This is a genomic window from Streptomyces sp. NPDC003379 (assembly GCF_053589195.1).
Map to the genome: position 1 here is coordinate 1 of NZ_JBSFRK010000037.1, position 25,851 is coordinate 25,851.

The following is a 25,851-nucleotide window of genomic DNA, read 5'->3' on the forward strand; positions in this document are numbered from 1 at the left end:
CAAACACCCCGGTCGGTCTTTTATATCCCGCCGTAGGGTTTGGATATCCAGCCCGTCCGGCGTCTCGTGTTTCCGCAGGTCCTACAGACGCTGAATGATCGTGCCCGTCGCCACCGCACCCCCCGCACACATCGTCACCAGCGCGAACTCCTTGTCCCGCCGCTCCAGCTCATGCAGGGCCGTGGCGATGAGCCGCGCCCCCGTCGCCCCTACCGGATGGCCGAGGGCGATCGCGCCGCCGTTCACGTTCACCTTCTCCAGGTCCTGCCCGAAGACCTGCGCCCAGCTCAGCACCACGGACGCGAACGCCTCGTTGATCTCGACGATGTCGATGTCCTTGAGGGACATCCCCGCCTTGCCGAGCACGGCCCGCGTCGCGTCGATCGGCCCGTCCAGGTGGAAGTGCGGATCGGCGCCGACCAGGGCCTGAGCGACGATCCGGGCCCGGGGCCTCAGCTTCAGGGCCCGTGCCATCCGCTTCGACGCCCACATGATGGCCGCTGCGCCGTCGGAGATCTGCGAGGAGTTCCCGGCGGTGTGCACGGCGGTCGGCATGACCGGCTTGAGCCCGCCGAGCCCCTCCATCGTCGTGTCGCGCAGCCCCTCGTCCCGGTCGACGAGCCGCCACATGCCCTGCCCGGCGGCCTGCTCCTCCTCCGTGGTGGGCACCTGGACGGCGAACGTCTCCCGCTTGAAGCGCTCCTCGGACCACGCCGCGGCCGCCCGCTCCTGCGAGATGAGGCCGAGCGAGTCCACATTCTCGCGGGTGAGGCCGCGCTTGCGGGCGATGCGCTCGGCGGCCTCGAACTGATTGGGCAGGTCGACGTTCCACTCGTCGGGAAAGGGCTTCCCGGGTCCGTGCTTGGAGCCGGAGCCGAGCGGCACCCGCGACATCGCCTCCACGCCGCAGCTGATCCCGACGTCGATGACCCCGGCCGCCACCATGTTCGCGACCATGTGGCTGGCCTGCTGCGACGAGCCGCACTGGCAGTCCACCGTCGTCGCCGCCGTCTCGTACGGAAGCCCCATGGTGAGCCAGGCCGTGCGCGCGGGGTTCATGGACTGCTCCCCGGCGTGGGTCACCGTGCCGCCGACGATCTGTTCGACGCAGTCGGCGTGGATGCCGGTGCGTCCGAGGAGTTCGCGGTAGGTCTCCCCGAGCAGATAGGCGGGGTGGAGGTTGGCGAGCGCGCCCGCGCGCTTGCCGATGGGGGTGCGTACGGCTTCGACGATGACAGGTTCCGCGGCCATGGGGCTGGTCCTCTCCGTCCACGTCCCGCGAGCCGTCCCGGCGCCTCGCGAGAGGAACTAGTACGCGTTCTAGTTCTGTTCAGCAGTCTGCTGAGCCGGACCCCGGCGCCGCAAGGGTCTTGCACGCACCTCGCGCCGGACCCGCACGGAACCGGCCGCGCCATGGGCCTTGCCACTTGTAGAACCCGTTATTACCTTGCGAGCCAAGCGTCATGTCCTGATGGCTCGTCAGAACCCAGCCCACGCCAGGAGTTGCCGATGCCCTGTCCAGCGCTTCCCGACGGGTTCGACTTCACCGACCCCGACCTGCTTCAAGACCGCGTACCCCTCCCGGAGTTCGCACAGCTGCGGCAGACGGAACCGGTGCGCTGGATCGTCCAGCCGCCCCGCGTCTCCGGATTCGACGACGCGGGCTACTGGGCCGTCACCCGGCACGAGGACGTCAAGTACGTCTCCACGCACCCGGAGTTGTTCTCCTCGAACACCAACACGGCGATCATCCGCTTCAATGAGACGATCAGCCGGGACCAGATAGACGTCCAGAAGCTGATCATGATCAACATGGACCCGCCTGAGCACACCCGGGTCCGGCAGATCGTGCAGCGCGGCTTCACGCCCCGTGCGATTCGCTCGCTGGAGGACGCCCTGCGCCGGCGCGCCGCCTCCATCGTGGCGACGGCCCTGGAGAACGCGGGCCCCGACGGCGCCTTCGACTTCGTGACGAACGTGGCCGTCGAACTGCCGCTCCAGGCCATCGCCGAGCTGATCGGCGTACCCCAGGAGGACCGTTCCAAGATCTTCGACTGGTCCAACAAGATGGCGGGATACGACGATCCGGAGTACGCCATCACCGAGGAGATCGGCGCCGAGGCGGCGCTGGAGATCGTCAGCTACGCGATGAACCTCGCCGCGGCCCGCAAGGAGTGCCCGGCCAAGGACATCGTCAGCCAGCTGGTGGCGGCGGAGGACGAGGGGAACCTCTCCGGCGACGAGTTCGGCTTCTTCGTGATCCTGCTCGCCGTGGCCGGCAACGAAACCACCCGCAACGCCATCACCCACGGCATGCACGCCTTCCTCACCCACCCCGACCAGTGGGAGCTCTACAAGCGCGAACGCCCCGCGACCACGGCGGAGGAGATCGTGCGCTGGGCGACCCCGGTCGTCTCCTTCCAGCGCACCGCGACGCAGGACACCGAGCTGGGCGGCGCCGAGATCAAGCGGGGCGACCGCGTCGGCATCTTCTACTCCTCCGCCAACCACGACCCCGATGTCTTCGAACACCCCGACGCGTTCGACATCACCCGCGACCCCAACCCGCATCTGGGTTTCGGCGGCGGAGGCCCGCACTTCTGCCTCGGCAAGTCCCTCGCGGTCCTGGAGATCAACCTCATCTTCCACGCGATCGCCGACGCCATGCCCGGCCTGCGGCTGGTTTCCGACCCCCGCCGACTCCGCTCCGCCTGGCTCAACGGCGTCAAGGAGCTGCGGGTCAGCACCGGCTGACCCGCCTCTCGGGAGTCAGCCCGTTCAGCACATCGGGTCAACTCGCTTTACGGAACCAACGTTTCCGTTGCGTGCCGCGTCTTGAGAGGTGAACCTTGCCTTTCCAAGACTTCGAACGGAAACGGTGGCCGTGGTCTCTGCCGAGTTCTCGATCGCCCCGCCCGGCAGCACGCCCACCGAGCGGAAGTCCTCCTTCCGGACCTTCTGCCGACGGCACCGCGTCCCCCTGCTCGCCACCGTCCCCACCCTTCCCCTGTACGCGGTGTGGGCGGCGTTCCTCGCGACGGGCGGCGGCGACCTCGCCGCGCAGGAGGCCTGGGCGCGGTTCGCCTCCGAGCACGGCGCGACCGCGTACAACCTCTTCTGGTACGGCGGCATGCACACCGCCAACTACAGCCTGATCTCGCCCTATCTGATGGCTGCCGTCGGTGTGAAGACCGTGACGGTGCTCTCCGGGATCGCGGGCGCCTGGCTGGTCGCCGCGCTCATCGAGCGCACCGGCGTCCGCAGGCCCCTGTGGCCCGCGGTGCTCGCCTCGCTCGGTGTGTGGTGCAACGTCGCCTCGGGGCGCACGACGTTCGCGCTCGGCCTCGCCTTCGCCTTCGCGGCCTGTCTGGCGCTCGTGCGGGGGCGGCGTGCGGTCGTCGCCGTGGTGTGCGCGGCGCTGGCCACCATGGCGTCGCCGGTGGCGGGCCTCTTCCTGGTCGTCGCGGGCGCGGCCTACTTCTTCGTACGCGACTGGGGGCGCGCCGCGGCGCTCATCGTGCCGCCCTTCCTGGTCGTGGCGACCACGACGGTGCTCTTCCCGTTCAGCGGTGAGCAGCCGATGCCGTTCGACCGGATCCTCCCGCCGGTGATCTGCAGCCTCGCGCTGATCCTCGCGGGCCCCCGCGAGTGGCGGGTGCCGCGCTGGGGGGCGGCCGTGTACGCGGCCGGGACGGTGCTGACGTATCTCATCCCCTCCCCGATCGGCACCAACGTCGAGCGCCTCGCGGAGCTGGTCGGCCCCGCCGCGCTGCTCGCGGCGCTGCTCGCCCCGGGGCGCGACCGGGCGCGGCGCATCGCGCTGACGGTGGCGCTGGTGCTCTCCTCGGCCTGGGTGCTCCAGAAGACCGTCGAAGACCTCACGGTGTCCACGAAGGTGCCCGGCTGGGCGGCCGACACCCAGGGCGTGGTGCGGGAGCTGGAGCGGCTGCGGGCCGACCGGACGCGCGTCGAGGTGGTCCCGGCCCGCAACCACCGCGAGGCGACCGCCCTCGCGCCCTATGTGAACATGGCGCGCGGCTGGAACCGCCAGCTCGACATCGAACGCGGCCGCCTCTTCTACGACGGGACGTTCTCGGCGGCCACCTACCGCGCGTGGCTCGACAGGTGGGCCGTGGGGTATGTCGTGCTGCCCTCGGGCAGACCGGACGGGCCCGCCGAGGACGAGGCGGAGCTGGTGGCGAGCGGCCCCGAGTGGCTGGAGCCGGTGTGGAGGGACGCGCACTGGCGGATCTTCCGGGTGAGGAATCCGGTGCCGCTGGTGTCGGAGCCCGCCTCCGTCGTCCGCACCACGGGCTCCGACGTGGTCGTACACGTCCCGGAGCGCGGCTCGGTGACGGTCCGCCTCGTGTACTCGCCGTGGCTGCGGGCCGAGGGGGCCTGCCTGAAGCGGCAGGGCGAGTTCACGCGTCTCTCGGTGCCCGCGCCGGGCACCTACCGGATCAGCTCGGGGTACGGCCCTTCGCCGAGTCCTTCGACATGTCGATGACGGGCGGCGCCCCGGCGCCCACGGCGGCCTTCAGGGGCTCTCGCACCCGGGGGCCCGACAGCAGGTAGGTGAGGCCGAAGCCCGCGCCGACGACGGCCGCGCCGCCCACCGCGTCGAGCACCCAGTGGTTGCCGGTGCCCACGATCGCGCAGAGCGTACAGAAGGGGTGCAGCAGGCCGAGCGCCTTCATCCACCACTTCGGCGCGAGGACCACGATGACCAGGCCGCACCACAGGGACCAGCCGAAGTGCAGCGAGGGCATCGCCGCGTACTGGTTGGTGAGGTCGGTCAGCGTGCCGTAGTTCGGCTTGGTGAAGTCCTGCACGCCGTGCACGGTGTCGATGAAGCCGAGGTCCGGCATCAGGCGCGGCGGGGCGAGCGGGTAGGCCCAGAAGCCGATGAGCGCGAGGACCGTCGCGAAGCCGAGCGCGGAGCGCGCCCAGCGGTACTCGGCGGGGCGGCGCGCGTAGAGGACGGCGAGGACGGTCAGCGGCACCACGAAGTGGAACGACGTGTAGTAGAAGTTGAAGAAGTCCTCCAGCCGGCCGGTTCGCACCGTGAGGTGGTTGAACCAGTGCTCGACGTCGAGGTACAGGAACCGCTCGATCGCGTGGACCTGCTCGCCGTGGTGCTCGGCGGTGGCCCGGGCCCCGGAGATGGTGCCGCCGGTCGCGGCGAGCCTGACCTGCTGGTACGCGGAGTAGCCGACGCGGATCAGGAGCAGTTCGAGCAGCAGGTTGGGGCGGGTCAGGACGCGCCGCCAGAACGGGATCAGCGGCACCCGGCTCCAACGGGCGGCGACGGGCGCGGCGTAGTTCGTGGGGATCGGCCTGCGGTACTGCGGGTGCGTGCGCAGGAGGAACGGTACGACGGTGGCGGCGGCGAGCGCCGCGATCAGCACGACGTTGTCGCGGACCGGCTCGGTGACCGGCATGTTCGGCAGCATCATCTTGGCGGGCAGCGTCGACACGAGAACGACGGCGATGGGCCACATGTACCGGTCGGACTGGCGCTTGCCGACCCGGCCGGCCACCGCGAAGAGCACCCACAGGAGCTGGTGCTGCCAGGTCGTCGGCGATACCGCGACCACGACGCAGCCGGTGATCGCGACGGCCAGGAGCAGCTGCCCGTCCTTGGCGTAGCGCACGGCGCGGCGCAGGCCGAGGAAGGCGACGGCCATGCTCAGGGCGAGGAAGAGCCCCGTCTCCAGGGAGCCTTCGAGGCCGAGGCGGAGCAGCATGCCGTGCAGCGACTGGTTGGCGTCGGCGTCCGGGCTGGCGCCGAGGCCCGCTCCGGCGAGGTGATGTATCCAGTACGTCCACGAGTCGTGCGGCATCGCGGCCCAGGCGAGCGCCGTGCAGGCGGCGAAGGTGACGCCGGTGGACGCGGCGGCCCTCTTGCGGCCGGTGAACCAGAGCAGCCCGGCGAAGAGCAGCATGGGCGGCTGGAGCGCCGCGCCGACGCCGATGAGGACGCCGCTGGCCCGCTCGCCGCGGACGGCGAAGAGGCCGAGCAGTACGAGGAGGACCGGGAGGATGCTGGTCTGGCCGAGATACAGGGTGTTGCGCACCGGCAGCGACAGGATGAGCAGGCTGATCGCCACGGGGGCGGCGAGGAGCGAGGTGCGCCGGGAGACCGGCTGCGGCAGGGCGCGGGCGGCGACGAGGCCGAGGACGACGACGAGGCCGAGTGTGCCGAAGGTCCAGGCCCAGCCGAGCGCCTGTTCCCCCGAGCGGGCGAGGGGTTTGAGGACGAGACCGGCGAAGGGGGTGCCGGTGAACCTGTCCGCGTCGTAGAGGGAGCCGTTGACGTGCAGGACGCCGCTGGGCCCGACCCAGGTCTCCAGGTCGATGAGGCGCTCGCCCTCGGGGGTGCGCAGGACGGCGGCCACCTGCCGGATGGCCAGGACGGCGGCGATCAGCCAGAGAGCGACCCGGATCGCGCCGATCCGCGCCTCGGATCCACCGGCCTGTCCCGCCTGTCCCGCCCCCAAGGCTTCGCCCGGTCGCCTGCGCTCAACATTCACCACGCCCCGTCGGCCCTCCCGCCCTATTCGTCACGTCTGCGGCCCTCTCTGTGAAGGGCCCGAGTGCGGCCCGGTCGTGGTGGGCCCGGTGCGGCCCGGAGAGTCCGCGTCCCTGCTGTAGGACGCACGCAACCGCCATGTCACCTGGCGGCCATATCGTTTTCTATCGGCTTTTCGCCGACGCGCCCAACCGCCGGACCGCCGACGGGGGCGGTTCCTGGCCGGGGCAGCGAAATAGATCACAAGTACACCTTGTCCCCCGTACCGGAAGAAACACTGTTTGACCTGGCTGGCGGCCATTTTCGCGCCTTCTGTGGCCATTTATGTACCGAACGTAACGGTGGTTCATGCACCTATGGTCGATTTCGGGCCGCCCCGGTTTCCGTGGGCGGCCCCGCCCTTGTCGTCCACCGAAAGCAGGCGAGCGAACCCTTGGCGAGCGCCACACCCGTCGCACTCCGGAAGCCCCCGTCCGCTCCGGGGCCCGCCCCCCGGCCCTCGGACACCACAGCCCCGGACGCCACCGCAGGCGTCACCGTCACCGACCCCGCGATGGTCAAGCGCGCGGTGAAGGCGGCCGCCCTCGGCAACGCGATGGAGTGGTTCGACTTCGGCGTCTACAGCTACATCGCCGTGACGCTGGGCAAGGTCTTCTTCCCCTCGGGCAACCCCACCGCCCAGCTGCTCTCCACGTTCGGCGCCTTCGCCGCGGCCTTCCTGATCCGGCCGCTCGGCGGCATGGTCTTCGGCCCGCTCGGCGACCGCGTGGGCCGCCAGAAGGTCCTCGCCGTCACGATGATCATGATGGCGGCGGGCACGTTCGCGATCGGCCTGATCCCGTCCTACGCGTCGATCGGCGTGGGCGCCCCGATCCTGCTGCTCCTCGCCCGCCTGGTGCAGGGCTTCTCGACGGGCGGCGAGTACGCGGGGGCCTCCACGTTCATCGCGGAGTACGCCCCCGACAAGAAGCGGGGCTTCCTCGGCAGCTGGCTGGAGTTCGGCACGCTGGCGGGCTATATCGGCGGCGCGGGCCTGGTCACCCTCATGACGGCTCTGATGTCATCCGATGACCTGCTCTCCTGGGGCTGGCGCATCCCCTTCCTGATCGCGGGCCCGATGGGCCTGATCGGCCTTTATCTGCGGATGCGGCTGGAGGAGACCCCGGCGTTCGCCGCCGAGCTGGAGAAGGCCCACAAGGACGAGCAGACCCGCGCGAAGGTACGGCTGCGCGACATGGTCACCGGGCAGTGGAAGGCGCTCCTCCTCTGCATGGGCCTGGTCCTGGTCTTCAACGTCACGGACTACATGCTGCTGTCGTACATGCCGAGCTATCTGACCAGTGAACTGAAGTACGACGAGACGCACGGCCTCCTCGTCATCCTGGCCGTCATGGCGCTGATGATGTGCGCCCAGCCGTTCGTCGGCGCGCTCACGGACCGGGTGGGCCGCCGCCCGGTGATCGCCACGGGCTGCGTCGGCTTCCTCCTCCTCTCCGTTCCCGCTCTGCTCCTGATCCGCGAGGGCTCCCTCTGGGCGATCGGCCTGGGCCTGGCCGCCCTCGGCCTGCTCCTGGTCTGCTTCACGGCCTCCATGCCCTCGGCCCTCCCCGCCCTCTTCCCCACCAAGGTCCGCTACGGATCGCTCTCCATCGGCTTCAACATCTCCGTCTCGGTCTTCGGCGGCACGACACCGCTGGTGGTGACGGCGCTGATCGGCGCGACGGGCGACAGGATGATGCCCGCGTACTACATGATGGCGGCGGCGGTGGTGGGCGGCATCGCCGTCTGGTACATGACGGAATCGGCGGGCAAGCCGCTGCCGGGGTCGCCGCCGGCGGTCGAACGCTGACTCGCCGAAGGCGGCCGCACCGTAAATCGCCGGCTGCGCCGAGCTCGTCCTCAATCGCCGGACGGGCTCAATAGGGCCGCGCAAATCCGGCCCCTCCGGATAGATCCAGCCCCTCCGGCGCTGGAGGAGCGGGGACTGAGGCGGAGCCACGGGAGTGGAGCCGCGCGACTTAGCCCCTCCGGAGATTGAGGGGCGGGGCCCGGGGCGGAGCCCCCGGGAATGAAACCGCGCGACTTCACCCCCTCCGGAGCTGGAGGAGCGGCGGGTCCGGGGCGGGGCCCCGGGAACGGAGCCGCGCGACTTCAGCCCCTCCGACGCTGGAGGAGCGGCGGGTCCGGAGCGGAGCCCCAGGAACGGAGCCGCGCATCTTTAGCTCCTCCGGCGCTGGAGAGCGGGGTTCGGGGCGGAGCCCCCGCGAACGGAGCCGCGCGACTTAGCCCCTCCGGCGCTTGAGGAACGAGGCCCGGGGCGGAGCTTCAGGAACGGAGCCGCGCCGGGGGTCAGGGGTGTGAGGGGCGGGGCCGCCAGAGGCCTACGGCCCGCCCGGCGCCCCCGCCTGCCAAGCCGCAAACAACGGCACCTCCCCAGCCCCATCCAGCACCACAACCCCAAAAGGCCGCTCAAAGGCGACCCGCTCGACCCGCCGTAGGCGCCCCGCGCCCGGCCGCATGGGCACAGCCGTAACCGCCGCCGCCTCCACCCCCTCCTCCGCAACCTTCACGACCGCCTCCTGAACGACCTGCGATATCGCGAGCCGCTCCGGCGACATCCCGGAGAAGTCCGCCGCGTCGCTCACAGCCCGCCGCACCCCGAGCGCGGCCAACTGCCCGGTCGCGTCGGTCCGCGTGCGCAGCGAGAGGCGGGGCAGAGCCACGAGGACCTGCTCGGCGTCGAGCGACGAGCGCCGCTCGCGCGGCGCCCAGCCGAGCGGCAGCACGGCGGCGGGCCCCGCCCCCGGCTCCCCGAGGACGAAGCGGACCCGCACAGGAGGCCGCCCGCCCCGCGCGACACACCGCATCTCGACGACCCGCGCACCCCCGCTCCCCGCGCCCCCGCTCCCTGGAGCCCCACCGCCGTCAACCACCCACGCATCCCCGAGCGCGACCGACCGATGCATCGTCGGCACCCGATGGACAACGCCCGCCACGTCGGTGAAGGCGGCGTCCCGCGTACCGGCCCCCTCGAAGGGGACCTCCCAACAACCCTTCAGCGCAAGGACGTTGACGACGAGAAGCAGCGTGCCCGGCGTGACGGACACCGGAAGCCGTTCGATCATGCCGCCCGTGGCCTCCCGCACCCACGCGTCGGCACCCTCGGCGCCGTGGACGTCCATGGCCCCGAAGCCGATGCCCGGCAGCGCCTCCCGGTACTCCCGGTAGACGGGGACACGGCTCCACACGCGCGTGGCGACGCCCACCGCGTCCGTGCCCGCGAGGACCCCCGCCCCGTCCGTCACCGCACGCGCCGCGTCCGCCCCCGCGACCCCGAGCAAGCCCCTCAACTCGTCGGCGGTCTCCGCCCCGGCCCCCGCCGCGACGGCGGCCAGAGCGAGCCACATGCCCGCGGGCGAGCAGACGAAGTCGCCCGCACCGTCAGCGCCCTCGCCCATCCGCGCCATCTCCGGAAGCCACCGCTCGGCGAATCCCTGAACCACCGCACCGGTCAGCTCCCGCCCCGCCTCCACCCGCTCCACCCCGTAAGCCACACCCATCTCCCATCTCCCATCGACCATCGCCCATCCCGATCCCCGTCACACGCCCGTTCACTGAAGCCGCCAATCTCCAACCCCAAGTATGCGAGCGCCCACTGACAACCGGCCCCCCATCCGACTAGTCTCCTTAGCGAAACTAACTAGACAGTCGAAGGGAACGTACATCCGCATGAACCCGCAGCAGTGGAACTCCGTCGACGACTACTTCACCGACCTCCTCGCCCCGGCCGACGAGCCCCTGGCCGCCGCCCTCCGCGACAGCGAGGCGGCCGGCCTGCCGCCGATCAGCGTGACCCCGAACCAGGGCAAGCTCCTCCAGCTCCTCGCCCGGACGCAGGGCGCCCGCCGCATCCTGGAGATCGGCACGCTCGGCGGCTACAGCACGATCTGGCTGGCCCGCACCCTGCCCGCCGACGGCCATCTCGTCACCCTGGAGTACAAGCCCGAGCACGCCGACGTGGCCCGCGGCAACCTCGCCCGCGCCGGGCTCGACAAGCTCACCGAGATCCGCGTCGGCCCCGCCCTGGAGTCGCTCGCCGCGCTCGGCGCGGAACACACCGAGAACCCCGCGCCCTTCGACTTCGTCTTCATCGACGCCGACAAGGCCAACAACCCGCATTACGTGGAGTGGTCGCTCAAGCTGACCCGTCCCGGCAGCCTCATCGTCCTCGACAACGTCGTACGCGGCGGCGCCGTCGCCGACCCCGCCGACCCGGACCCGAGCGTGCGCGGCACCCGCGCCGCGCTGGACATCATGGCGCGGCACCCCAAGCTCAGCGCGACGGCGGTGCAGACGGTGGGCACCAAGGGGTACGACGGCTTCGCGCTGGCCCGCGTACTGGACTGACGACGACGCGGCGGCACACACCCTGCGCCTACGAAGCGCGCACCGCCCCTCAACCCTCGTGATAGAAGCCGACGTTCACACTCCGCGGCCCCGACCTGTCCTGGATGACCACCTCGCCCGAGCCGCCCCTGGAGAGCGGCGCCATCCCTCCGTACGCGAGGGGCCGCGCCGCCCCCTCGGACACCACCCGCACCTCGGAGGCGGGGTCGGGGTTCGAGCCGTGCAGCCAGGTCACGGACCAGGCCCCGTCGGGCCCGCAGCGGAACTCCAGGTGCGTACGGGACACGAACAGCCAGTCGCCCGGCGTCACCAGACGGCACACGCTCGCGTCGCGCCCCACGCGCAGCACCGCACCCGGTTCGCTCGGCGCGTCGGCCATGAGCATGCCCGCGGTCGCGCCCGCATCCGCCCCGGACACCGAGGCCATCGTCAGCTCCAGCACGTACGTACGCTCCTTCAACTCGGGGCGGCGCGAGCGTGGTTGACCGTCGCGCGCTGCCGCATCTTAGGTCGCGCCCCCGGGCGGACGCACGACCCTCCTGCGACAATGCACACATGACTGAGCGCAAGCCACCTGGAGTCAACTTCGAGTCCTGGATCGACAAGCAGATCCGTGAGGCGGAGGAACGCGGCGATTTCGCCTCTCTGCCGGGGAAGGGCAAACCGCTGCCGGAGGGCCCCGATCCCACGTACGATGAGATGTGGTGGGTCAAGCAGAAGATGGCCCGCGAGGGCCTCTCCTACCTCTCCCCCACGCTCGCCCTGCGCAAGGAGGCCGAGGACACGCTGGCCGCCGCCGCGGACGCCCCGTCCGAACGCATGGCGCGCAAGCTCATGACGGACCTCAACGAGAAGATCCGCGCCGCCCTGCGCACCCCGCCGCCGGGACCACCGCTCGGCCTCACCCCGTACGACGTCGACGAAGTGGCGCGCGACTGGCGGGAGCGCCACCCCGCCTGAGCCCACGCCCGGCCCGGTCCGCGCCGTTTGACGGCCCGCTTCCTGGCAACTCGCCCCGGGGACAGGTGCGAGGCCCGCACGCCGTGCCTCGCACCGCACCGCAAGGCCCACCCCCGGGAAGGCACCCATCCATGTCCACAGTCATGATCATCGTTCTGATCGTGGTCGTCGTCGCCCTCGCCGCCGCCGCGTTCGTGCTGTACCGCAGGCGCCGGAACGCGGGCGGCGGCCACAGCCTCAAGCGCCGCTTCGGGCCCGAGTACGACCGTGCGGTCGCCCGGCACGACGGCGACACCAGGGCGGCCGAACGCGACCTCGGCGAGCGCGTGAAGCGGCACGGCACCCTGCGGACGCGGCCGCTGGAGTCCGCCGCGCGTGAGCAGTACTCCGCCCGCTGGAACCTCGCCCAGGAGCGGTTCGTCGACTCCCCGCGCGAGGCCGTGGCCGAGGCGGACCGGCTCATCGCCGAACTGGCCGGGGCGCGCGGCTTCCCCGACGCCGGCCACTACGAGGACCAGCTCGACGCGCTCTCCGTGCACCACGCGACCCACGTCCACGGCTACCGCAGGGTGCACCGCGCGGCGCTCGACACGACGGGCGCCGAGCAGAGCCGCACCGGCACCGAGGAGATGCGCGCGGCCATGATCGAGGCGCGGGCGCTCTTCGACGACCTGATCGCGGACCACCCCGACCACTCCGCCACGGCACGCTCGGGCAAGCACACGTCCGGCAAGCGTTCGACCGGCATCACCCGAAGGGGAGTTCAGCATGGCTGACACGACGCTGTTCCCGCCCGCCGACCGCGACAAGCTGACCCTGCGCCTCCAGAACGCCGTCAACGGCTTCGTCGACGGTCCGCGCGGCGCGGTCGAGGAGGTCGACCACGTCCTGGAGGACGCCATCGCCCGCCTCACCGACACCCTGGCCGAACGCCGCCGCGTCCTGCGCTCGTCCTGGCAGACCACCCCGGCCCGGAGCGCACCGGACGGCGGCGCGCCTCCGGCCGCCGGGGTGGCGCCGGGCGGCACCCTGGCCACCGAGGGCGCCCCGGCCGAGTCCTCGGCCACCGACACCGAACAGCTCCGCCTGGCCCTGCGCGACTACCGCGAGACGGCCGAGCGCCTGCTGCGACTCTGAGATCCGAACGGCATGCGTGCGTACGTGCGTACGTGCGCGTCCGCCCGTCCGTCCGTACGGCAGGATGGCCGCATGAGCATCGTGAAGATCAACGCCCTCACCGTCCCCGAGGAACAGCGCGAGATCCTGGAGAAGCGCTTCGCGTCCCGCGCGGGCGCGGTGGAGAACTCCGACGGCTTCGAGTGGTTCGAGCTGCTCCGCCCCATCGAGGGCACGGACCAGTACCTCGTCTACACCCGCTGGCGCGACGAGGCCTCCTTCCAGGCGTGGATGGAGGGCCCCATGAAGGCCGCGCACCAGGGCGGCGGCGCGGGCGGCGGTGAGCGGCCCAAGCCTGCCGCGTCGGGCTCCACGGTCTGGTCCTTCGAGGTGATCCAGCAGGCCGCCCCCAAGAACTGAGCAAGAACCGTGACCGGCGGCTGACCGGTCCGCTCCGGACGGCGCCCCGCGAGTCAATTCGCTTGCGGGGCGCCGTCCTTGTGCCCGGACAATGGCGCCATGACCTCCCGCGCTCCCGCCCGCACCGCCTCCTGGACCGTCGCTCCCGAGGCGTACGACTCGCCCGTGGCCGCCGCGCTGTGGCGCGCGTACTACACCGAGGTCAGCGACCGCTGGTATCTGCTCCGCGACGGCCGTCCCACCGACCCCGAGGAGCTGGAGCGCGAGGTCGCCGCGGAGTCCGGGGCCGATCTCGCGCCGCCGGACGGGGTGCTGCTCGTGGCACGGTACGGGGACGAGCCCGTCGGGACGGCGGGAGTGCGGCTGCTCGACCCCGTGACCGCCGAGCTCAAGCGTGTCTTCGTACGCGAGGACACGCGCGGCAGGGGCGGCGGGCCCGTCCTGCTGGCCGCCGCCGAGGACACGGCCCGTGCGCTCGGCGCGGAGCGGATCATTCTGGACACCCGGACCGACCTGGTGGAGGCCCGCGCGCTGTATGCGCGGCACGGGTACGAGGAGATCGAGCCGTACGGAGAACGCGTGTACGCCGAGCATTGGTACGGCAAGAGACTGACGCACGTACGGACTCACGGGCCGGCGGCGGGCCTCACGCCGCCTTGACCACCGTCGCCCCGCCCCTGTGCGGCCGCTCCGACTCCGATCCGCACAGCTCCCCGCTCAGCTGTTCGACCAGCTGGACGAGGTCGGTCGGGCGTTCCGGTCCCCACCAGTCGCCGAGCAGTTCGGCCAGGGACTCCTCGCGGGCCTTGGCCAGCTTCTTCGCGACCTCACGGCCGCGGTCGGTCAGGAACATCTCCAGGCCGCGGCGTTCGGCGAGGCGCCGCTCCTCCACCTGGCGGGCGGCCGCCGTGATGACGCTCAGCGGCACGGTGGTGCGTTCGGCGAGCACGCCCGGTTCGACGGAGCCGTGCCGGGCGACGCGCAGGAGCAGCCAGCTGGCCGCCGGCAGCAGGTCGTACCCGGCCCGCGCGGTGATGTTCTCGTAGATCTCGCGTCGGCCCTCCCGCGTCCCGAGGACGGAGAGCGCCCGCGCCACCTCGTCGTACGAGGAGCGTTCGACGGGGTTGCTGGCCAGGGTCTGCGTCGTGTCGGGTGCCGTGACGGAGCCGCGCAGCTTGTCCTCGCGCAGGAACCAGGCGAGGACGAAGGCGACCACCGCGACCGGCGCCGCGTACAGGAAGACGTCCGTGATCGACGAGGCGTACGCGTGCAGGGCGCTGGGCCGCAGACCGGCGGGGAGCTGTGCGATGCCGCGCGGGTCGGCCTCCAGGGTGCTGACGCCGACGCCGGGCGGCAGCTGCTGCCCGGCGAGGGCGTCGGTCAGCTTGTCGCCGAGGCGGTTGGTGAAGATCGTGCCGAAGATCGCGACGCCGAAGGACGCGCCGATCGAGCGGAAGAAGGTCGCGCCTGATGTGGCGACGCCCAGATCCTCGTAGCTGACCGCGTTCTGCACGATGAGCACGAGCACCTGCATGACCAGGCCGAGGCCCAGGCCGAAGACGAAGAAGTACACGCTCATCTCGGCCGTGGAGCTGTTCTCGTCGAGCTGGTGGAGGAGGATCAGGCCGAGCGCGGTGACGGCCGTGCCCGCGACGGGGAAGACCTTCCAGCGGCCCGTGCGGCTGACGATCTGCCCGGAGCCGGTCGTCGACAGGAGCATGCCGACGACCATCGGCAGCATGTGCACGCCCGACATGGTCGGTGAGACGCCCTGCACGACCTGGAGGAACGTCGGCAGATACGTCATCGCCCCGAACATCGCGAAGCCCACGATGAAGCTGATGACCGCGGAGAGCGTGAAGGTGCGGATACGGAACAGCTTCAGCGGAAGCACCGGCTCCGCGGCCTTGCGCTCCACGGCCACGAAGGCCACGGCGAGGACCGCGCCGAGTACCGCGAGGCCGATGATCTGCGGCGATGCCCAGCTCCACGTGGTGCCGCCGAGCGAGGCGACGAGGACAAGGCAGGTGGCGACCGACGCGATGAGGAACGTACCCAGGTAGTCGATGGTGTGCTTGGTGTCGCGCACCGGGATGTGCAGCGTGGTGGCGATGACCAGCAGGGCGATCACGCCGATGGGCAGGTTGATGTAGAAGACCCAGCGCCAGCTGAGGTGCTCGGTGAAGAGGCCGCCGAGCAGCGGTCCGAGCACGCTGGTCGCGCCGAAGACCGCGCCGAACAGGCCCTGATACTTGCCGCGTTCGCGCGGTGAGACGAGGTCGCCGACGATCGCCATGGACAGCACCATGAGCCCGCCGCCACCGAGGCCCTGGAGCGCGCGGAAGCCGATGAGCTGCGGCATGTTCTGCGCCATGCCGCACAGCGCCGAGCCGACCAGGAAGATCAGGATCGCGGTGAGGAACAGCTTCTTTCGGCCGTACTGGTCACCGAGCTTGCCCCAGAGCGGCGTCGCGGCCGTCGCGGCCAGCATGTACGCGGTGACCACCCAGGACAGGTGGTCCATGCCGCCCAGCTCGCTGACGATCGTCGGCAGGGCGGTCGAGACGATGGTCTGGTCGAGGGCGGCGAGCAGCATGCCGAGAAGCAGCGCGCCGATGGAGACCAGTACGCCGCCGGGCGGATGCCCGTTCGCTCCCTGACCGTGCGCGGGGTCGGGGCCGTGCCCCGCGGGGCGGGCGCTGACGTCCTGGCTCATGGGCACCTCCTGGGAGTCCGGAATCCGCCTAGGGCTGAGGGTGCTCCTCCTCCATCGTGGTCCGTGTGACCGGTTATGGCCTGTTGAAGCCTCGGTCTGCATATTCGCTGGAGTTCTCGGGGCGGGCGGGGCACGGGAGGGCAGGGGTGCGGCGATGACCGGACAGGACGGGCAGCGGTGCCCTCGGTGCGGGGTGACGCGCCCGCTGGGCACCGCACCGGCGTGCGGCTGCGCCCGCCACGCGGCGGACGCGGCACACCGCACACGCTCGGAGGAGGCAGCGGCAGCGGAGGACTACGGCCCCCTACGGATACGTCCCTACGTGTCCCTGCCGGGCCCGGAGACGGACCCCGACACGGGCGACCCGGCTGGGGACGGACCTAGCGGCGGGCCGGTGCCGTCCGAGCCTTCCCGGAGGGGAGCGGGACCGCCGCCCGACCCCACGGACATACGCCGCTCAGACGAGGCCAGGACCGGGACCGGGACCGGGACGGTGTCTCTACCGGCAGGGAGGTCTGCCCGGGAGGCTGCGGCGTATGCGGGAGCGGCCCGGACGCGGCGGTACGTCCTGTTCGGTGGGGTCGGCGCCGGTGCCGTGGTGGTCGTTGCCGCTGCTGTCGTCTTCGCGACCGGGCTCTTCTCCTCGGCCGCCGATCAGCCGGTCCGGGACCGTGCGCTGCCGGACGCCCCGACGTCGGCCCTCGCGGATCCGACGAAGCCCGCCCCGCCCTCGGCGAAGCGGTCCGCGTCCCCCAGCAGCGCCCCGTCCGCCACGCCGCGCGCCGCGGTGCCGCCGCTCTCGCCCTCGCGGAAGCGCTCGGCGTCGCCACAGCCCCCGTCGTCATCGACGCCGCCGCCGACCGCGCGGGCGACGGGCTCGGTGGGTGCGACGACGCCGTCCGGCGGACCGGTCGCCCGCACGGCCACCCTCAGCGAGGGCGACAAGGGCCCCGGGGTCGCGGAGCTGCAGGGCCGTCTGGCCCAGCTGTATCTGTACGTGGGTGAACCGGACGGCACGTACACCCGGCAGGTCACCGCCGCGGTGACCCGCTACCAGTGGGCCCGCGGCCTGACCTCGGACCCCCCGGGCGAGTACGGCCGCCAGACGCGACGCAGCCTGGAGTCGGAGACGAGGGAGCCAAGAGTGGCAACAGGGCCAAGAGAGCCATAAGTCCCGTGGTGGGGGCGCCGCACCGGGTATACGGCTCTGCGTGAAAAGTCCCAGCACCGCGCCTCCCGCGTCCAACGCCCCGACGGCGCTCAAGAAGGCCCTGACCACCCCGCTCCTGTACTTCTTCATCCTCGGAGACGTCCTGGGCGCCGGCGTATACGTCCTCGTCGGCCAGGTAGCGGCCGACTCCGGCGGCGCCGTATGGGTGCCGCTCGTCGTCGCACTGTGCCTGGCGCTGCTGACGGCGGCCTCGTACGCCGAACTGGTGACGAAGTACCCGCGCGCGGGCGGCGCGTCCCACTACGCGACCCTCGCGTACGGACCCTTCGCGGGGTTCCTCGCCGGGTTCTGCATGCTCGCCGCCGGCATCGTCTCGGTGGCCGCGCTGGCCCGCGGGTTCGGCGGCGACTACCTGTCGGAGTTCATCACGCTCCCGGTGGCGCTCGTCGTCATCGTCTTCCTGGCCGCGCTGGCGCTGCTCAACGCGCGCGGCATCAGGGAGTCGACGCGGGCCAACGTCGTCGCCACCGTCATCGAGGTGAGCGGGCTCCTGATCGTGATCGGCCTCGGCCTCTGGATCCTGCTGCGCGGCGACGGCGACCTGGGAAGGCTCACGCAACTGGGTACGGAGAGCCACGGGCCCGCGGCGGCGGTGCTGAGCGGCGCGGTGCTCGCGTACTACTCGTTCGTCGGGTTCGAGACGTCCGTCAACGTCGCCGAGGAGACCCGCAACCCGCGGCGTTCGTATCCGAGGGCGCTCTTCGGCGCGCTGGTCACCGCCGGTGCCGTGTACGCGCTGGTGGGCGCCGCCGCCGCGGCTGCCGTGCCGACCAGGACGCTGACCGAGTCCAGCGGACCGCTGCTCGAAGTCGTCCGGGCGGCCGGGGGTGTGCCCACGGAGCTGTTCAGCGCCATCGCGCTGGTGGCCGTGGCCAACGGCGCGCTGCTGACCGGCATCATGTCGTCGCGCCTCGCGTTCGGCATGGCGCGGGACGGCCTGCTGCCGGGGTTCCTGACGAAGGTGCTGCCGGGCCGGCGGACGCCGTGGGCCTCGATCGCCGCGACGACGGGGCTTTCCCTCCTGCTGGCGCTGACCGGCGACGTGGCGACGCTCGCCTCGACGCTGGTGCTGCTGCTCCTGGTGGTCTTCTTCCTGGTCAACACCGCGACCCTCGTACTGCGCCGCGACCGCGACAGGGCCGTCCGCGACCACTTCCGGGCGCCGACGGTAGTGCCGTTCCTCGGGGCGGTGTCCTGCGTCGCCCTCGCGACCCAGATCGAGCGCGAGGTCTGGTTCAGGGGCCTGATCGTGCTCGCGGTCGGCGCGGTATGCGGCGCCTTCGCCGCGGCCCGCCTCCGACGCCGGCGCGGCTGAGCGGCGCCGGGCTGTGTTCGAGGGGGGCCAGCCAGGCTCTTCGCCGTCCCCGCACACAGCGTGAGCCGCACCAACCGATCTCCCCGGCCCCGCGAACCCACGCCTCTCAGCCGAACCTCAGGAACCCAGGAACCTCAGGAAGCTCAAGAACCCAAGGAAGCGCAAGAACCTCAGCCGAACGTCAGCCGAATCTCCCCGCCCCCCGCGTCCGCGACCCCCACCCGCGTCAGGTCGTCCACATGCACGGTCGGGCTCAGCGCAGCGGCCCGCGCGCCGACGCCCACCACGCGCATGCCGGCCGCCCGGCCCGCGAGGATGCCCGCCTCCGAGTCCTCGAAGACGACGCAGTCCGCCGGGTCGAACCCGAGCGCCGCCGCCCCCTTGAGGAACCCCTCGGGGTCCGGCTTGCTCGCGCCCACGCTCTCCGCGGTCACCCGCACATCCGGCAGCGCGAGGCCGGCCGCGGCCATGCGCCCGGTGGAGAGCGGTACGTCGGCGGAGGTCACGAGCGCGTGCGGCAGGCGGAGCCGAGCCAGCGAGGCCATGAACGCGGGCGCGCCCGGCACCGGCACGACGCCCTCCATGTCGGCGGTCTCCGCGGCGAGCATCTCGCGGTTCTCCGCGTGGTTCTCCTCCATGGGCCGCTCCGGCAGCAGCACCGCCATCGACGCGTACCCCTGCCGCCCGTGGACGACCCTGATGACCTCGTCGAAGTCGAGCCCGTGCCGGTCGGCCCAGCGCCGCCAGCAGCGCTCCACGACGGCGTCCGAGTTGACGAGGGTGCCGTCCATGTCGAGGAGGACGGCCCGGGCGGTCAGAACAGAGTCGGCGGTCGTGGCCGTCATCGACGTACTCCAGAGCGCAGAGGGAGATCGCGCGGGACGGACCCGCGGCGGGAAGATCAAGGCGGCCCCGCCCGCCGGTCAGGGAGTACGGGCGGAGCCACTTTGTTCCTGCACGGTACAAAACGAGGGCGCCAAAAGCCAACGCCGCAGGTCAGACCGGCCAAGGCCCGCGCAAAAAGGACCGGCGCCATGCGAAAGGGACCGGCGTTACGTAAAGGGACCGACGTCACGCAAAAAGACCGGCGTCACGTGCAAAGGCCGATGTCACGTAAAAAGGCCGACGTCACGTAAAAAGGCTGGCGTCACGTAAAAAGGACCGACGTCACGCGATCGCCTCGTAGAGGCTCCACACCCCGAGCCCCAGCATCAGCAGCGCCGCGATCTTCGTGATGAGCGCCAGCGGCACCCTCTTCATCAGCGCCTTTCCGCCGACGATGCCGAGCCCGGCGACCGCCCACAGCGCGAGCACGGCGCCGAGGCCGACGGAGAGCGGGTCGTCGTAGCGGGCGGCCATGTTCGCGGTCATGATCTGCGTCAGGTCACCGAACTCGGCGACCAGGATGAGCATGAAGCCCGCCCCCGAGACCTTCCAGAAGCTCTGGTCCTCGGGTTGCCTAACCTCTTCCTCGTCGCCGCCGCCCTTCAGGAGCAGCATCGCGGCGCCGCCGAGGAAGAGGACGCCCGTCAGTGCGTGGACCAGTTGCTGCGGCAGCAGGGTCAGGACGCTGCCCGCCGCGACGGCGAGCACCACATGGACGGTGAAGGCCGCCGCGACTCCGGCGAAGACGTAGGAGGCGCGGTAGCGCGTGCCGAGGACGAGCCCGGCCAGTGCCGTCTTGTCCGGCAGCTCGGCAAGGAAGACGACGCCGAAGACGAGCGCCATCACGCTGAAGCTGATCAAGGGTTCCTCAATCGGTCGGGGCCGCCCCACCGAGAGTCTCGCATCGCTCCGCATACGACACCTCGGCACGGCAGCGCACACGGACGCACACGAAGGTGCACGTCAGGACGTACGCGGGTGCGTACGCCTGCACTGCTTGCCGAAGGTCTCGCCGGCCGACCCACAAGGGCCTGCCTCCGGGCGCCGGCTCAGACGAGCTGAGCAGTATGTCGACGGTCCGGCGAAGAGCTACTCCCCTTCTGCGCCGTCCATCATACGGGATGCCCGACGGCCCCCGGCCGGGCCTTTTGGCCCGCTCCGGAGTGACGTAGGCCACGCAAACACAACTCCCGCGCTCCGGCGCGCATATGACGTGGCGCCAGAACTCTTGAAGTCCGCTCCTGATTGACGCGACCCTGTCACTGGATGCACATCCGCACGTAACCCCACCGGGGGACCATGACCGCCCCACCGGTCGACCCTCGGCCAACGACCCCAACAACCCCCCACAACAAGGGAGTTCACATGTCCGCTCTCTACGCGCGTCGACGCCCCGCACCCCGGAGCCCGGCACCCCGGAGCCAGACGACCCAGAGCCAGGCGGCACCGAGCCGTCGGCGCCGCCTGGCCGCCCTCGGCGGCACCGCCCTGCTGGCCTGCGCGGCCACCCTGCTCACCGGCACCCCGGCCCAGGCCGCTCCCCCGACCCCGGTCGGCGTCGAAATCGCCCGCGTCTACCTCGGCGAACTCACCGTCAAGGCGGAAGGTTCCTCCGACGGCTACAGCCGGGACAAGTTCCCGCACTGGAGCACCCAGTCCGGCACCTGCAACACCCGGGAGGTCGTCCTCAAGCGCGACGGCACCGACGTACAGCAGAACGCCAGCTGCGCCGCCGTCTCCGGAACGTGGAAGTCCCCCTATGACGGCGGGACTTGGACCGCCGCGTCCGACGTGGACATCGACCACGTCGTGCCGCTCTCCGAGGCCTGGAAGTCCGGCGCCAACGGCTGGACCACCGCGCAGCGCCAGGGCTTCGCCAACGACCTGTTCAGGCCCCAGTTGGTCGCCGTCACCGACAACGTCAACCAGGCCAAGGGCGACAAGGACCCGGCGGAGTGGATGCCGCCGACCGCCTCGTACCACTGCTTCTACGTCCGGATGTGGGTGGACGTGAAGCACCACTACAAGCTCACGGTGAACTCCGAGGAGAAGAGCGCCCTCGCCTCTGTCCTCAACCGCTGCTGAGGACAGGGAAGGCACCGGGAAAGCACAGAGAAGGCACAGGGAGGTCGGACAGGCCGGACAGGCCGGCCTCGCCGGAACCACTCCGCCCGCCTCCGTCGTTCCGTACCGTACGGGGCGACGGAGGAGGGTGATCACCTGTGGCACGGCTGCGCCTTGGTCCACTGCTGAGGTACGTCGACGGCGCCACGGCGACCGTCTGGGTCGAGACCGACCGGCCCTGCACGGCCGAGGTGCGGTGCGCGGACGGCGCGCGCGGCTCGGCGCGCACCTTCCAGGTCGCCGGGCACCACTACGCCCTGATCCCGGTCAGGGGGCTGACCCCGGGCACGGAGACGGCGTACGAGGTGCGGCTCGGCGGCGCGACGGGCGCCGAGGGTGCCGAGGGCCGGAGGACGGGTGCCGAGGGCCGGAAGACGGGTGCCGAGGGCCGGAAGACGGGTGCCGAGGGCCGGAAGACGGGCGCCGGGGCCGTCGGGGACGGTGCGGGCGAGGTAGTCTGGCCCCTTCCCGACTCCCGCTTCCCCGCCAGCACCATCCGCACCCCCGCCGAGGACGGCGCCGACGAGCTGCGCGTCACCTTCGGCTCGTGCCGCTGGGCCGCGCCGCCGTCCGACGAGGACGACCCCGTGGGGCCCGACGCCCTGGACACGCTCGCCGCCCGCATCGCCGAGGACCCGGCCGCCGCGCGTCCGGACGTCCTGCTGCTCCTGGGCGATCAGGTGTACGCGGACCAGACCTCCAAGGCGACCCGGCGCTGGCTCGCCGCCCGCCGTGATCTCGCCGACCCTCCGGGCGTGCAGGTCGCGGATTACGAGGAGTACACGCACCTCTATTACGAGTCCTGGCTCGACCCGGAGGTCCGCTGGCTGCTGTCGACCGTGCCCAGTTGCATGATCTTCGACGACCACGACATCGTTGATGATTGGAACACCAGCGCGGCCTGGCTCGCCGAGATGCGGGTCACGCCCTGGTGGCGTGAGCGCGTTCTGAGCGGTCTGATGTCGTACTGGGTCCATCAGCACCTCGGCAATCTGCGGCCCGAGGAGCTGGAGACCGACCCCGTCTACGCCTCCGTGCGCGCCACCCCCGACGGCACGGACGCGCTGCGCGCCTTCGCCGCCAAGGCCGACTCCGACGCCACCTCGGCGCGCTGGAGCTATCGGCGCGACTTCGGGCGCGTACGTCTGTTGATGGTCGACACCCGCGCGGCCCGCGTCCTGACGGAGGGCGAACGCGCCATGCTCGACCCCCAGGAGGCGCGGTGGCTGCGCGAGCAGGCGATCGACGGCGCGGGGACCTTCGACCACCTGCTCATCGGCACCTCGCTCCCCTGGCTGCTGCCGCACCTCGTCCATGACGCCGAGGGGTGGAACGCCGCGCTGTGCCGCGGCGAGCGGGGTGCCCGCTGGGCCCGCTTCGGCGAGAACCTCCGCAGGCGCTCGGACCTGGAGCACTGGTCGGCCTTCCCGACGTCCTTCGAGGCGCTCACCGACCTGATCATGGAGGCGGGTACGGGCGCGCAGGCCCCCGCGACGGTGTGCGTGCTCTCCGGCGACGTCCACCACGCGTACGTCGCCGAGCCGACCTGGCCCAAGGGCACCGGTCCCGACGCCCGCGTCCTCCAGCTGACCTGCTCCCCCGTCCACAACTCCATCCCCGCGTCGATCAAGCTCGGCTTCCGCTTCGGCTGGAGCCGCGTGGGCCGCGCACTCGGCCGCCGTTTCGCACGGCACGGCGGGGTGACCCAGGCGGGCATCGACTGGCGCCGCACGGGCGGCCCCTGGTTCGGCAACCAGCTCATGACCCTGACGCTGCGCGGCCGCTCGGCCCGACTCCGCCTGGACCAGGCGCGGGCGGCACGCGGTGCGGACGTACGCCTGGAGACGGCGGAGGAGCGGCGCCTGTCGTAGGCGAGTCAGCCCGCATGTGACACACCCCACACCCACATCCGGATCCTCCACCCAGGGTTCGGCATCCGGGGTTCCGGCGGCATGATGAGGCGGACCGTCCGCTTCCAGCGTTCGCCGAGCGTTCCCTATGCCCCGGGAGTCTTGCTTTTGTCCGCATCTCTGCCAGCGCCGCGCCCGCCCGAGCCTCGACCGCCCGAGCCTCGCTCGCCCGCACCGGTCGCGGACGAGCCGGACGGGGCCCAGCCGGACGCGACAGCACCGGACGCGACCGCACCGGACGTGACCGCCCTCGCCCTGGTCGGCGCGGGCCCCCGCGGGACCAGCGTGCTCGAACGGCTCTGCGCGTCGGCGGCCGAACTCCTCGCCGCGGGGACGCGGCTGTCGGTGCATGTCGTCGATCCCGCGCCGCCGGGCGCCGGGCGCGTCTGGCGGACGGCGCAGCCGGGCGAGCTCCTGATGAACACCGTCGCCTCGCAGGTGACCCTCTTCACCGACGAGAGCGTCGACTGCTCCGGCCCGATACGGCCGGGTCCGAGCCTGTACGAATGGGCGGCCGCCGGACGCGTGCCGGGGCTCGGTCCCGACGACTACCCGACCCGCGCCTGCTACGGCCGCTATCTGGAGTGGGTCTTCGCCGAGGTGGTGCGCGCCGCGCCGGACTCCGTCCGCGTCCGGGTCCACGCGGCGCGCGCTCTGCGGCTCGACGAGACAGCGGACGGGCTCCAGACCCTCGTACTGGACAACGGCCTTGAACTGGCCGGGCTTTCCGCCGTCGTCCTCGCGCAAGGGCATCTGCCGACCCGCCCCGATCGCGACGGGCAACGCCTGACCGAGCACGCCAAGCTGCACGGCCTGCGCCACCTCCCGCCCGCCAACCCCGCCGACCTGGACACGGACCTGGCGGCGATCGCCCCCGGCGAGCCCGTACTGCTGCGCGGCCTCGGGCTCAACTTCTTCGACCACATGGCCCTGTTGAGCGCCGGCCGCGGCGGCCGGTACGTACGGAGTGCGGACGGCACCCTGCGCTACGAGCCCTCGGGGCATGAGCCGCGGCTGTACGCGGGGTCGCGGCGCGGCGTCCCGTACCAGGCGCGCGGGGACAACGCGAAGGGTCCCTACGGACGGCACGAGCCCGCCGTCCTCACCGACGACGTCATATCCCGCTTCCGCAAGCGCGCCGACAACGGTGACGCCCCCGACTTCCTTGACGAGATATGGCCCCTGGTCGCGAAGGAGGTGGAGACGGTCTACTACGCGGCGCTGCTCGCCGCGCGAGGCGGCCACGGCAACCACGGCAACCCTGAAGACTCCGAAGACTTCCGGGAACGGTTTGAAGACTTCCGGGAACGGTTTCTCGCCACGCCCCACCACAGCCCTCAAGAGTCCCTGCTGCTCACCGAGTTCCAGGTGCCAGAGGCCGACCGCTGGTCCTGGGACCGGCTCTCCCGGCCGCACCCCGCCCGCCCCTTCACCTCCCCGCACGAGCACCGCGCCTGGCTCCTCGGCCATCTGCGCGAGGACGCCGCGCAGGCCGCGCTCGGCAATGTCACGGGCCCCCTGAAGGCCGCGCTCGATGTGCTGCGCGACCTGCGCAACGAGCTCCGCAGGACCGTCGACCACGGCGGTCTCCCCGGCGCCTCGCGCCGCGACCACCTCGACCGCTGGTACACGCCCCTCAACGCGTTCCTCTCGATCGGCCCGCCGCGCCGCCGCATCGAGGAGATGGCGGCGCTGATCGAGGCGGGCGTCCTGGACGTGCTCGGCCCGCGTCTGACGGTGCGGCCCGACGGCGGGGCGTTCCTCGCGCACTCCCCGGACGTGCCGGGCTCCGATGTGCGCGTCACCACACTCATCGAGGCCCGGCTGCCCGAGCCGGACCTGCGCCGCACCGCCGACGACCTGCTCGGCCGGCTCCTCGAAGCCGGCCGGTGCCGCCCCCATGTGGTCGGCGGTTACGAAACCGGGGGCCTGGACGTGACACCGCGCCCGTACCATCTGATCGACCGTCAAGGGCGGGCCCACGCACGGCGGTTCGCGTTCGGCGTGCCCACGGAGGGAGTGCACTGGGTGACGGCCGCCGGTGCCCGGCCCGGCGTCGACTCGGTCACGCTGTCGGACGCGGACGCGGTGGCGCGGGCCGCCCTGCGCACGGCGACCGGGAGCGAGAACGCGCCGCCGACGCCGGAAGCGGAATCCGCGACCGACCAAATGTTGAACTTGCAAGCATAATTAGGTTGCCCTAATCTTGGGCCTCCGCTCGGTTCCGTCCCCAAC

At 71.8% G+C, this 25,851-nt stretch carries 21 protein-coding genes and 1 pseudogene; 14 read left to right on the forward strand and 8 right to left on the reverse strand.

The features are described 5' to 3' along the window. Nucleotides 1-81: 81 nt before the first annotated feature. Entirely contained in the window at nt 82-1,251 is a 1,170-nt protein-coding gene (locus ACWDVB_RS29670) for a steroid 3-ketoacyl-CoA thiolase (RefSeq protein ID WP_451512924.1), read from the reverse strand. A gap of 258 nt (nt 1,252-1,509) precedes the next feature. On the opposite strand from ACWDVB_RS29670, the gene ACWDVB_RS29675 reads away from it, so the two are divergent. Together ACWDVB_RS29675 and ACWDVB_RS29680 are read left to right on the forward strand one after the other, a co-directional pair. Next, nucleotides 1,510-2,754 carry a cytochrome P450 gene (locus tag ACWDVB_RS29675; RefSeq protein ID WP_451512925.1) on the forward strand — a complete coding sequence of 415 codons (1,245 nt, stop codon included), beginning with the start codon at nt 1,510-1,512 and terminating at the stop codon, nt 2,752-2,754. 130 nt (nt 2,755-2,884) lie between these two features. After that, nucleotides 2,885-4,507, forward strand: a complete 1,623-nt coding sequence (locus tag ACWDVB_RS29680; RefSeq protein WP_451512926.1) for a hypothetical protein — start codon at nt 2,885-2,887, stop codon at nt 4,505-4,507. Here the strand turns inward: ACWDVB_RS29680 and ACWDVB_RS29685 are convergent. Continuing rightward, the gene (locus ACWDVB_RS29685; RefSeq protein ID WP_451512927.1) at nt 4,461-6,536 is read right to left on the reverse strand and encodes a bifunctional glycosyltransferase 87/phosphatase PAP2 family protein; all 2,076 of its coding nucleotides are present in this window, start codon (nt 6,534-6,536) and stop codon (nt 4,461-4,463) included. The two genes, ACWDVB_RS29680 and ACWDVB_RS29685, sit on opposite strands and share 47 nt — an antisense overlap. 429 nt (nt 6,537-6,965) lie before the next feature. Between ACWDVB_RS29685 and proP the strand changes: the two genes are divergently transcribed. Further along, nucleotides 6,966-8,381, forward strand: a complete 1,416-nt coding sequence (gene proP, locus ACWDVB_RS29690) for a glycine betaine/L-proline transporter ProP (RefSeq protein ID WP_451512928.1) — start codon at nt 6,966-6,968, stop codon at nt 8,379-8,381. A gap of 532 nt (nt 8,382-8,913) precedes the next feature. On the opposite strand, the gene ACWDVB_RS29695 is transcribed toward proP, so the two are convergent. Continuing rightward, nucleotides 8,914-10,092, reverse strand: a complete 1,179-nt coding sequence (locus ACWDVB_RS29695; protein WP_451512929.1) for a serpin family protein — start codon at nt 10,090-10,092, stop codon at nt 8,914-8,916. A gap of 169 nt (nt 10,093-10,261) precedes the next feature. On the opposite strand from ACWDVB_RS29695, the gene ACWDVB_RS29700 reads away from it, so the two are divergent. Then, on the forward strand, nt 10,262-10,939 hold the full coding sequence (locus ACWDVB_RS29700; protein WP_451512930.1) for an O-methyltransferase: 678 nt from the start codon (nt 10,262-10,264) through the stop codon (nt 10,937-10,939). 49 nt (nt 10,940-10,988) lie between these two features. Here ACWDVB_RS29700 and ACWDVB_RS29705 read toward each other — a convergent pair whose 3' ends face one another. Continuing rightward, the gene (locus ACWDVB_RS29705) at nt 10,989-11,381 is read right to left on the reverse strand and encodes a hypothetical protein (protein WP_451512931.1); all 393 of its coding nucleotides are present in this window, start codon (nt 11,379-11,381) and stop codon (nt 10,989-10,991) included. Between the two features lie 113 nt (nt 11,382-11,494). On the opposite strand from ACWDVB_RS29705, the gene ACWDVB_RS29710 reads away from it, so the two are divergent. The 5 genes and pseudogenes from ACWDVB_RS29710 to ACWDVB_RS29730 all read left to right on the forward strand — a co-directional run bounded on the left by ACWDVB_RS29710 (nt 11,495) and on the right by ACWDVB_RS29730 (nt 14,095). Continuing rightward, complete coding sequence (locus tag ACWDVB_RS29710; protein ID WP_451512932.1) at nt 11,495-11,899, forward strand: DnaJ family domain-containing protein; 405 nt, start codon at nt 11,495-11,497, stop codon at nt 11,897-11,899. A 131-nt stretch (nt 11,900-12,030) separates the two neighbouring features. After that, the gene (locus tag ACWDVB_RS29715; protein ID WP_451512933.1) at nt 12,031-12,675 is read left to right on the forward strand and encodes a hypothetical protein; all 645 of its coding nucleotides are present in this window, start codon (nt 12,031-12,033) and stop codon (nt 12,673-12,675) included. A gap of 43 nt (nt 12,676-12,718) precedes the next feature. Further along, nucleotides 12,719-13,036 (forward strand): annotated as a pseudogene (locus tag ACWDVB_RS29720) (hypothetical protein); the annotation flags it as partial. Between the two features lie 72 nt (nt 13,037-13,108). Next, entirely contained in the window at nt 13,109-13,435 is a 327-nt protein-coding gene (locus ACWDVB_RS29725) for an antibiotic biosynthesis monooxygenase family protein (protein ID WP_451512934.1), read from the forward strand. A gap of 99 nt (nt 13,436-13,534) precedes the next feature. Further along, nucleotides 13,535-14,095 carry a GNAT family N-acetyltransferase gene (locus ACWDVB_RS29730; protein WP_451512935.1) on the forward strand — a complete coding sequence of 187 codons (561 nt, stop codon included), beginning with the start codon at nt 13,535-13,537 and terminating at the stop codon, nt 14,093-14,095. Here the strand turns inward: ACWDVB_RS29730 and ACWDVB_RS29735 are convergent. Both ACWDVB_RS29735 and ACWDVB_RS29740 read right to left on the reverse strand, forming a co-directional pair. Next, entirely contained in the window at nt 14,082-16,151 is a 2,070-nt protein-coding gene (locus ACWDVB_RS29735; RefSeq protein ID WP_451512936.1) for a DHA2 family efflux MFS transporter permease subunit, read from the reverse strand. The two genes, ACWDVB_RS29730 and ACWDVB_RS29735, sit on opposite strands and share 14 nt — an antisense overlap. 654 nt (nt 16,152-16,805) lie before the next feature. Next, nucleotides 16,806-17,096, reverse strand: a complete 291-nt coding sequence (locus tag ACWDVB_RS29740) for a hypothetical protein (protein ID WP_451513228.1) — start codon at nt 17,094-17,096, stop codon at nt 16,806-16,808. Between ACWDVB_RS29740 and ACWDVB_RS29745 the strand changes: the two genes are divergently transcribed. Together ACWDVB_RS29745 and ACWDVB_RS29750 are read left to right on the forward strand one after the other, a co-directional pair. Continuing rightward, nucleotides 17,032-17,322, forward strand: a complete 291-nt coding sequence (locus ACWDVB_RS29745; protein ID WP_451512937.1) for a peptidoglycan-binding domain-containing protein — start codon at nt 17,032-17,034, stop codon at nt 17,320-17,322. The two genes, ACWDVB_RS29740 and ACWDVB_RS29745, sit on opposite strands and share 65 nt — an antisense overlap. Before the next feature lie 40 nt (nt 17,323-17,362). Then, complete coding sequence (locus tag ACWDVB_RS29750) at nt 17,363-18,697, forward strand: APC family permease (RefSeq protein ID WP_451512938.1); 1,335 nt, start codon at nt 17,363-17,365, stop codon at nt 18,695-18,697. 170 nt (nt 18,698-18,867) lie between these two features. Here ACWDVB_RS29750 and ACWDVB_RS29755 read toward each other — a convergent pair whose 3' ends face one another. Continuing rightward, complete coding sequence (locus tag ACWDVB_RS29755) at nt 18,868-19,542, reverse strand: HAD-IA family hydrolase (RefSeq protein WP_451512939.1); 675 nt, start codon at nt 19,540-19,542, stop codon at nt 18,868-18,870. A 322-nt stretch (nt 19,543-19,864) separates the two neighbouring features. Further along, entirely contained in the window at nt 19,865-20,443 is a 579-nt protein-coding gene (locus ACWDVB_RS29760) for a TMEM165/GDT1 family protein (protein ID WP_451512940.1), read from the reverse strand. Between the two features lie 504 nt (nt 20,444-20,947). Between ACWDVB_RS29760 and ACWDVB_RS29765 the strand changes: the two genes are divergently transcribed. The 3 genes from ACWDVB_RS29765 (at nt 20,948) to ACWDVB_RS29775 (ending at nt 25,806) form a co-directional block, all read left to right on the forward strand. Next, nucleotides 20,948-21,667, forward strand: coding sequence for an HNH endonuclease family protein (locus ACWDVB_RS29765; RefSeq protein ID WP_451512941.1), 720 nt, complete (start codon nt 20,948-20,950; stop codon nt 21,665-21,667). 137 nt (nt 21,668-21,804) lie between these two features. Further along, complete coding sequence (locus ACWDVB_RS29770; protein ID WP_451512942.1) at nt 21,805-23,577, forward strand: alkaline phosphatase D family protein; 1,773 nt, start codon at nt 21,805-21,807, stop codon at nt 23,575-23,577. 279 nt (nt 23,578-23,856) lie between these two features. After that, entirely contained in the window at nt 23,857-25,806 is a 1,950-nt protein-coding gene (locus tag ACWDVB_RS29775) for an FAD/NAD(P)-binding protein (protein ID WP_451513212.1), read from the forward strand. Nucleotides 25,807-25,851: the final 45 nt, after the last annotated feature.

What these genes read in the sequence shown, in the direction of transcription:
- ACWDVB_RS29670 (WP_451512924.1), bottom strand. Translation starts at nt 1,251, where the DNA reads ATGGCCGCGGAACCTGTCATCGTCGAAGCCGTACGCACCCCCATCGGC.
- ACWDVB_RS29675 (WP_451512925.1), top strand. Translation starts at nt 1,510, where the DNA reads ATGCCCTGTCCAGCGCTTCCCGACGGGTTCGACTTCACCGACCCCGAC.
- ACWDVB_RS29695 (WP_451512929.1), bottom strand. Translation starts at nt 10,092, where the DNA reads ATGGGTGTGGCTTACGGGGTGGAGCGGGTGGAGGCGGGGCGGGAGCTG.
- ACWDVB_RS29700 (WP_451512930.1), top strand. Translation starts at nt 10,262, where the DNA reads ATGAACCCGCAGCAGTGGAACTCCGTCGACGACTACTTCACCGACCTC.
- ACWDVB_RS29710 (WP_451512932.1), top strand. Translation starts at nt 11,495, where the DNA reads ATGACTGAGCGCAAGCCACCTGGAGTCAACTTCGAGTCCTGGATCGAC.
- ACWDVB_RS29715 (WP_451512933.1), top strand. Translation starts at nt 12,031, where the DNA reads ATGTCCACAGTCATGATCATCGTTCTGATCGTGGTCGTCGTCGCCCTC.
- ACWDVB_RS29725 (WP_451512934.1), top strand. Translation starts at nt 13,109, where the DNA reads ATGAGCATCGTGAAGATCAACGCCCTCACCGTCCCCGAGGAACAGCGC.
- ACWDVB_RS29730 (WP_451512935.1), top strand. Translation starts at nt 13,535, where the DNA reads ATGACCTCCCGCGCTCCCGCCCGCACCGCCTCCTGGACCGTCGCTCCC.
- ACWDVB_RS29735 (WP_451512936.1), bottom strand. Translation starts at nt 16,151, where the DNA reads ATGAGCCAGGACGTCAGCGCCCGCCCCGCGGGGCACGGCCCCGACCCC.
- ACWDVB_RS29755 (WP_451512939.1), bottom strand. Translation starts at nt 19,542, where the DNA reads ATGACGGCCACGACCGCCGACTCTGTTCTGACCGCCCGGGCCGTCCTC.
- ACWDVB_RS29765 (WP_451512941.1), top strand. Translation starts at nt 20,948, where the DNA reads ATGTCCGCTCTCTACGCGCGTCGACGCCCCGCACCCCGGAGCCCGGCA.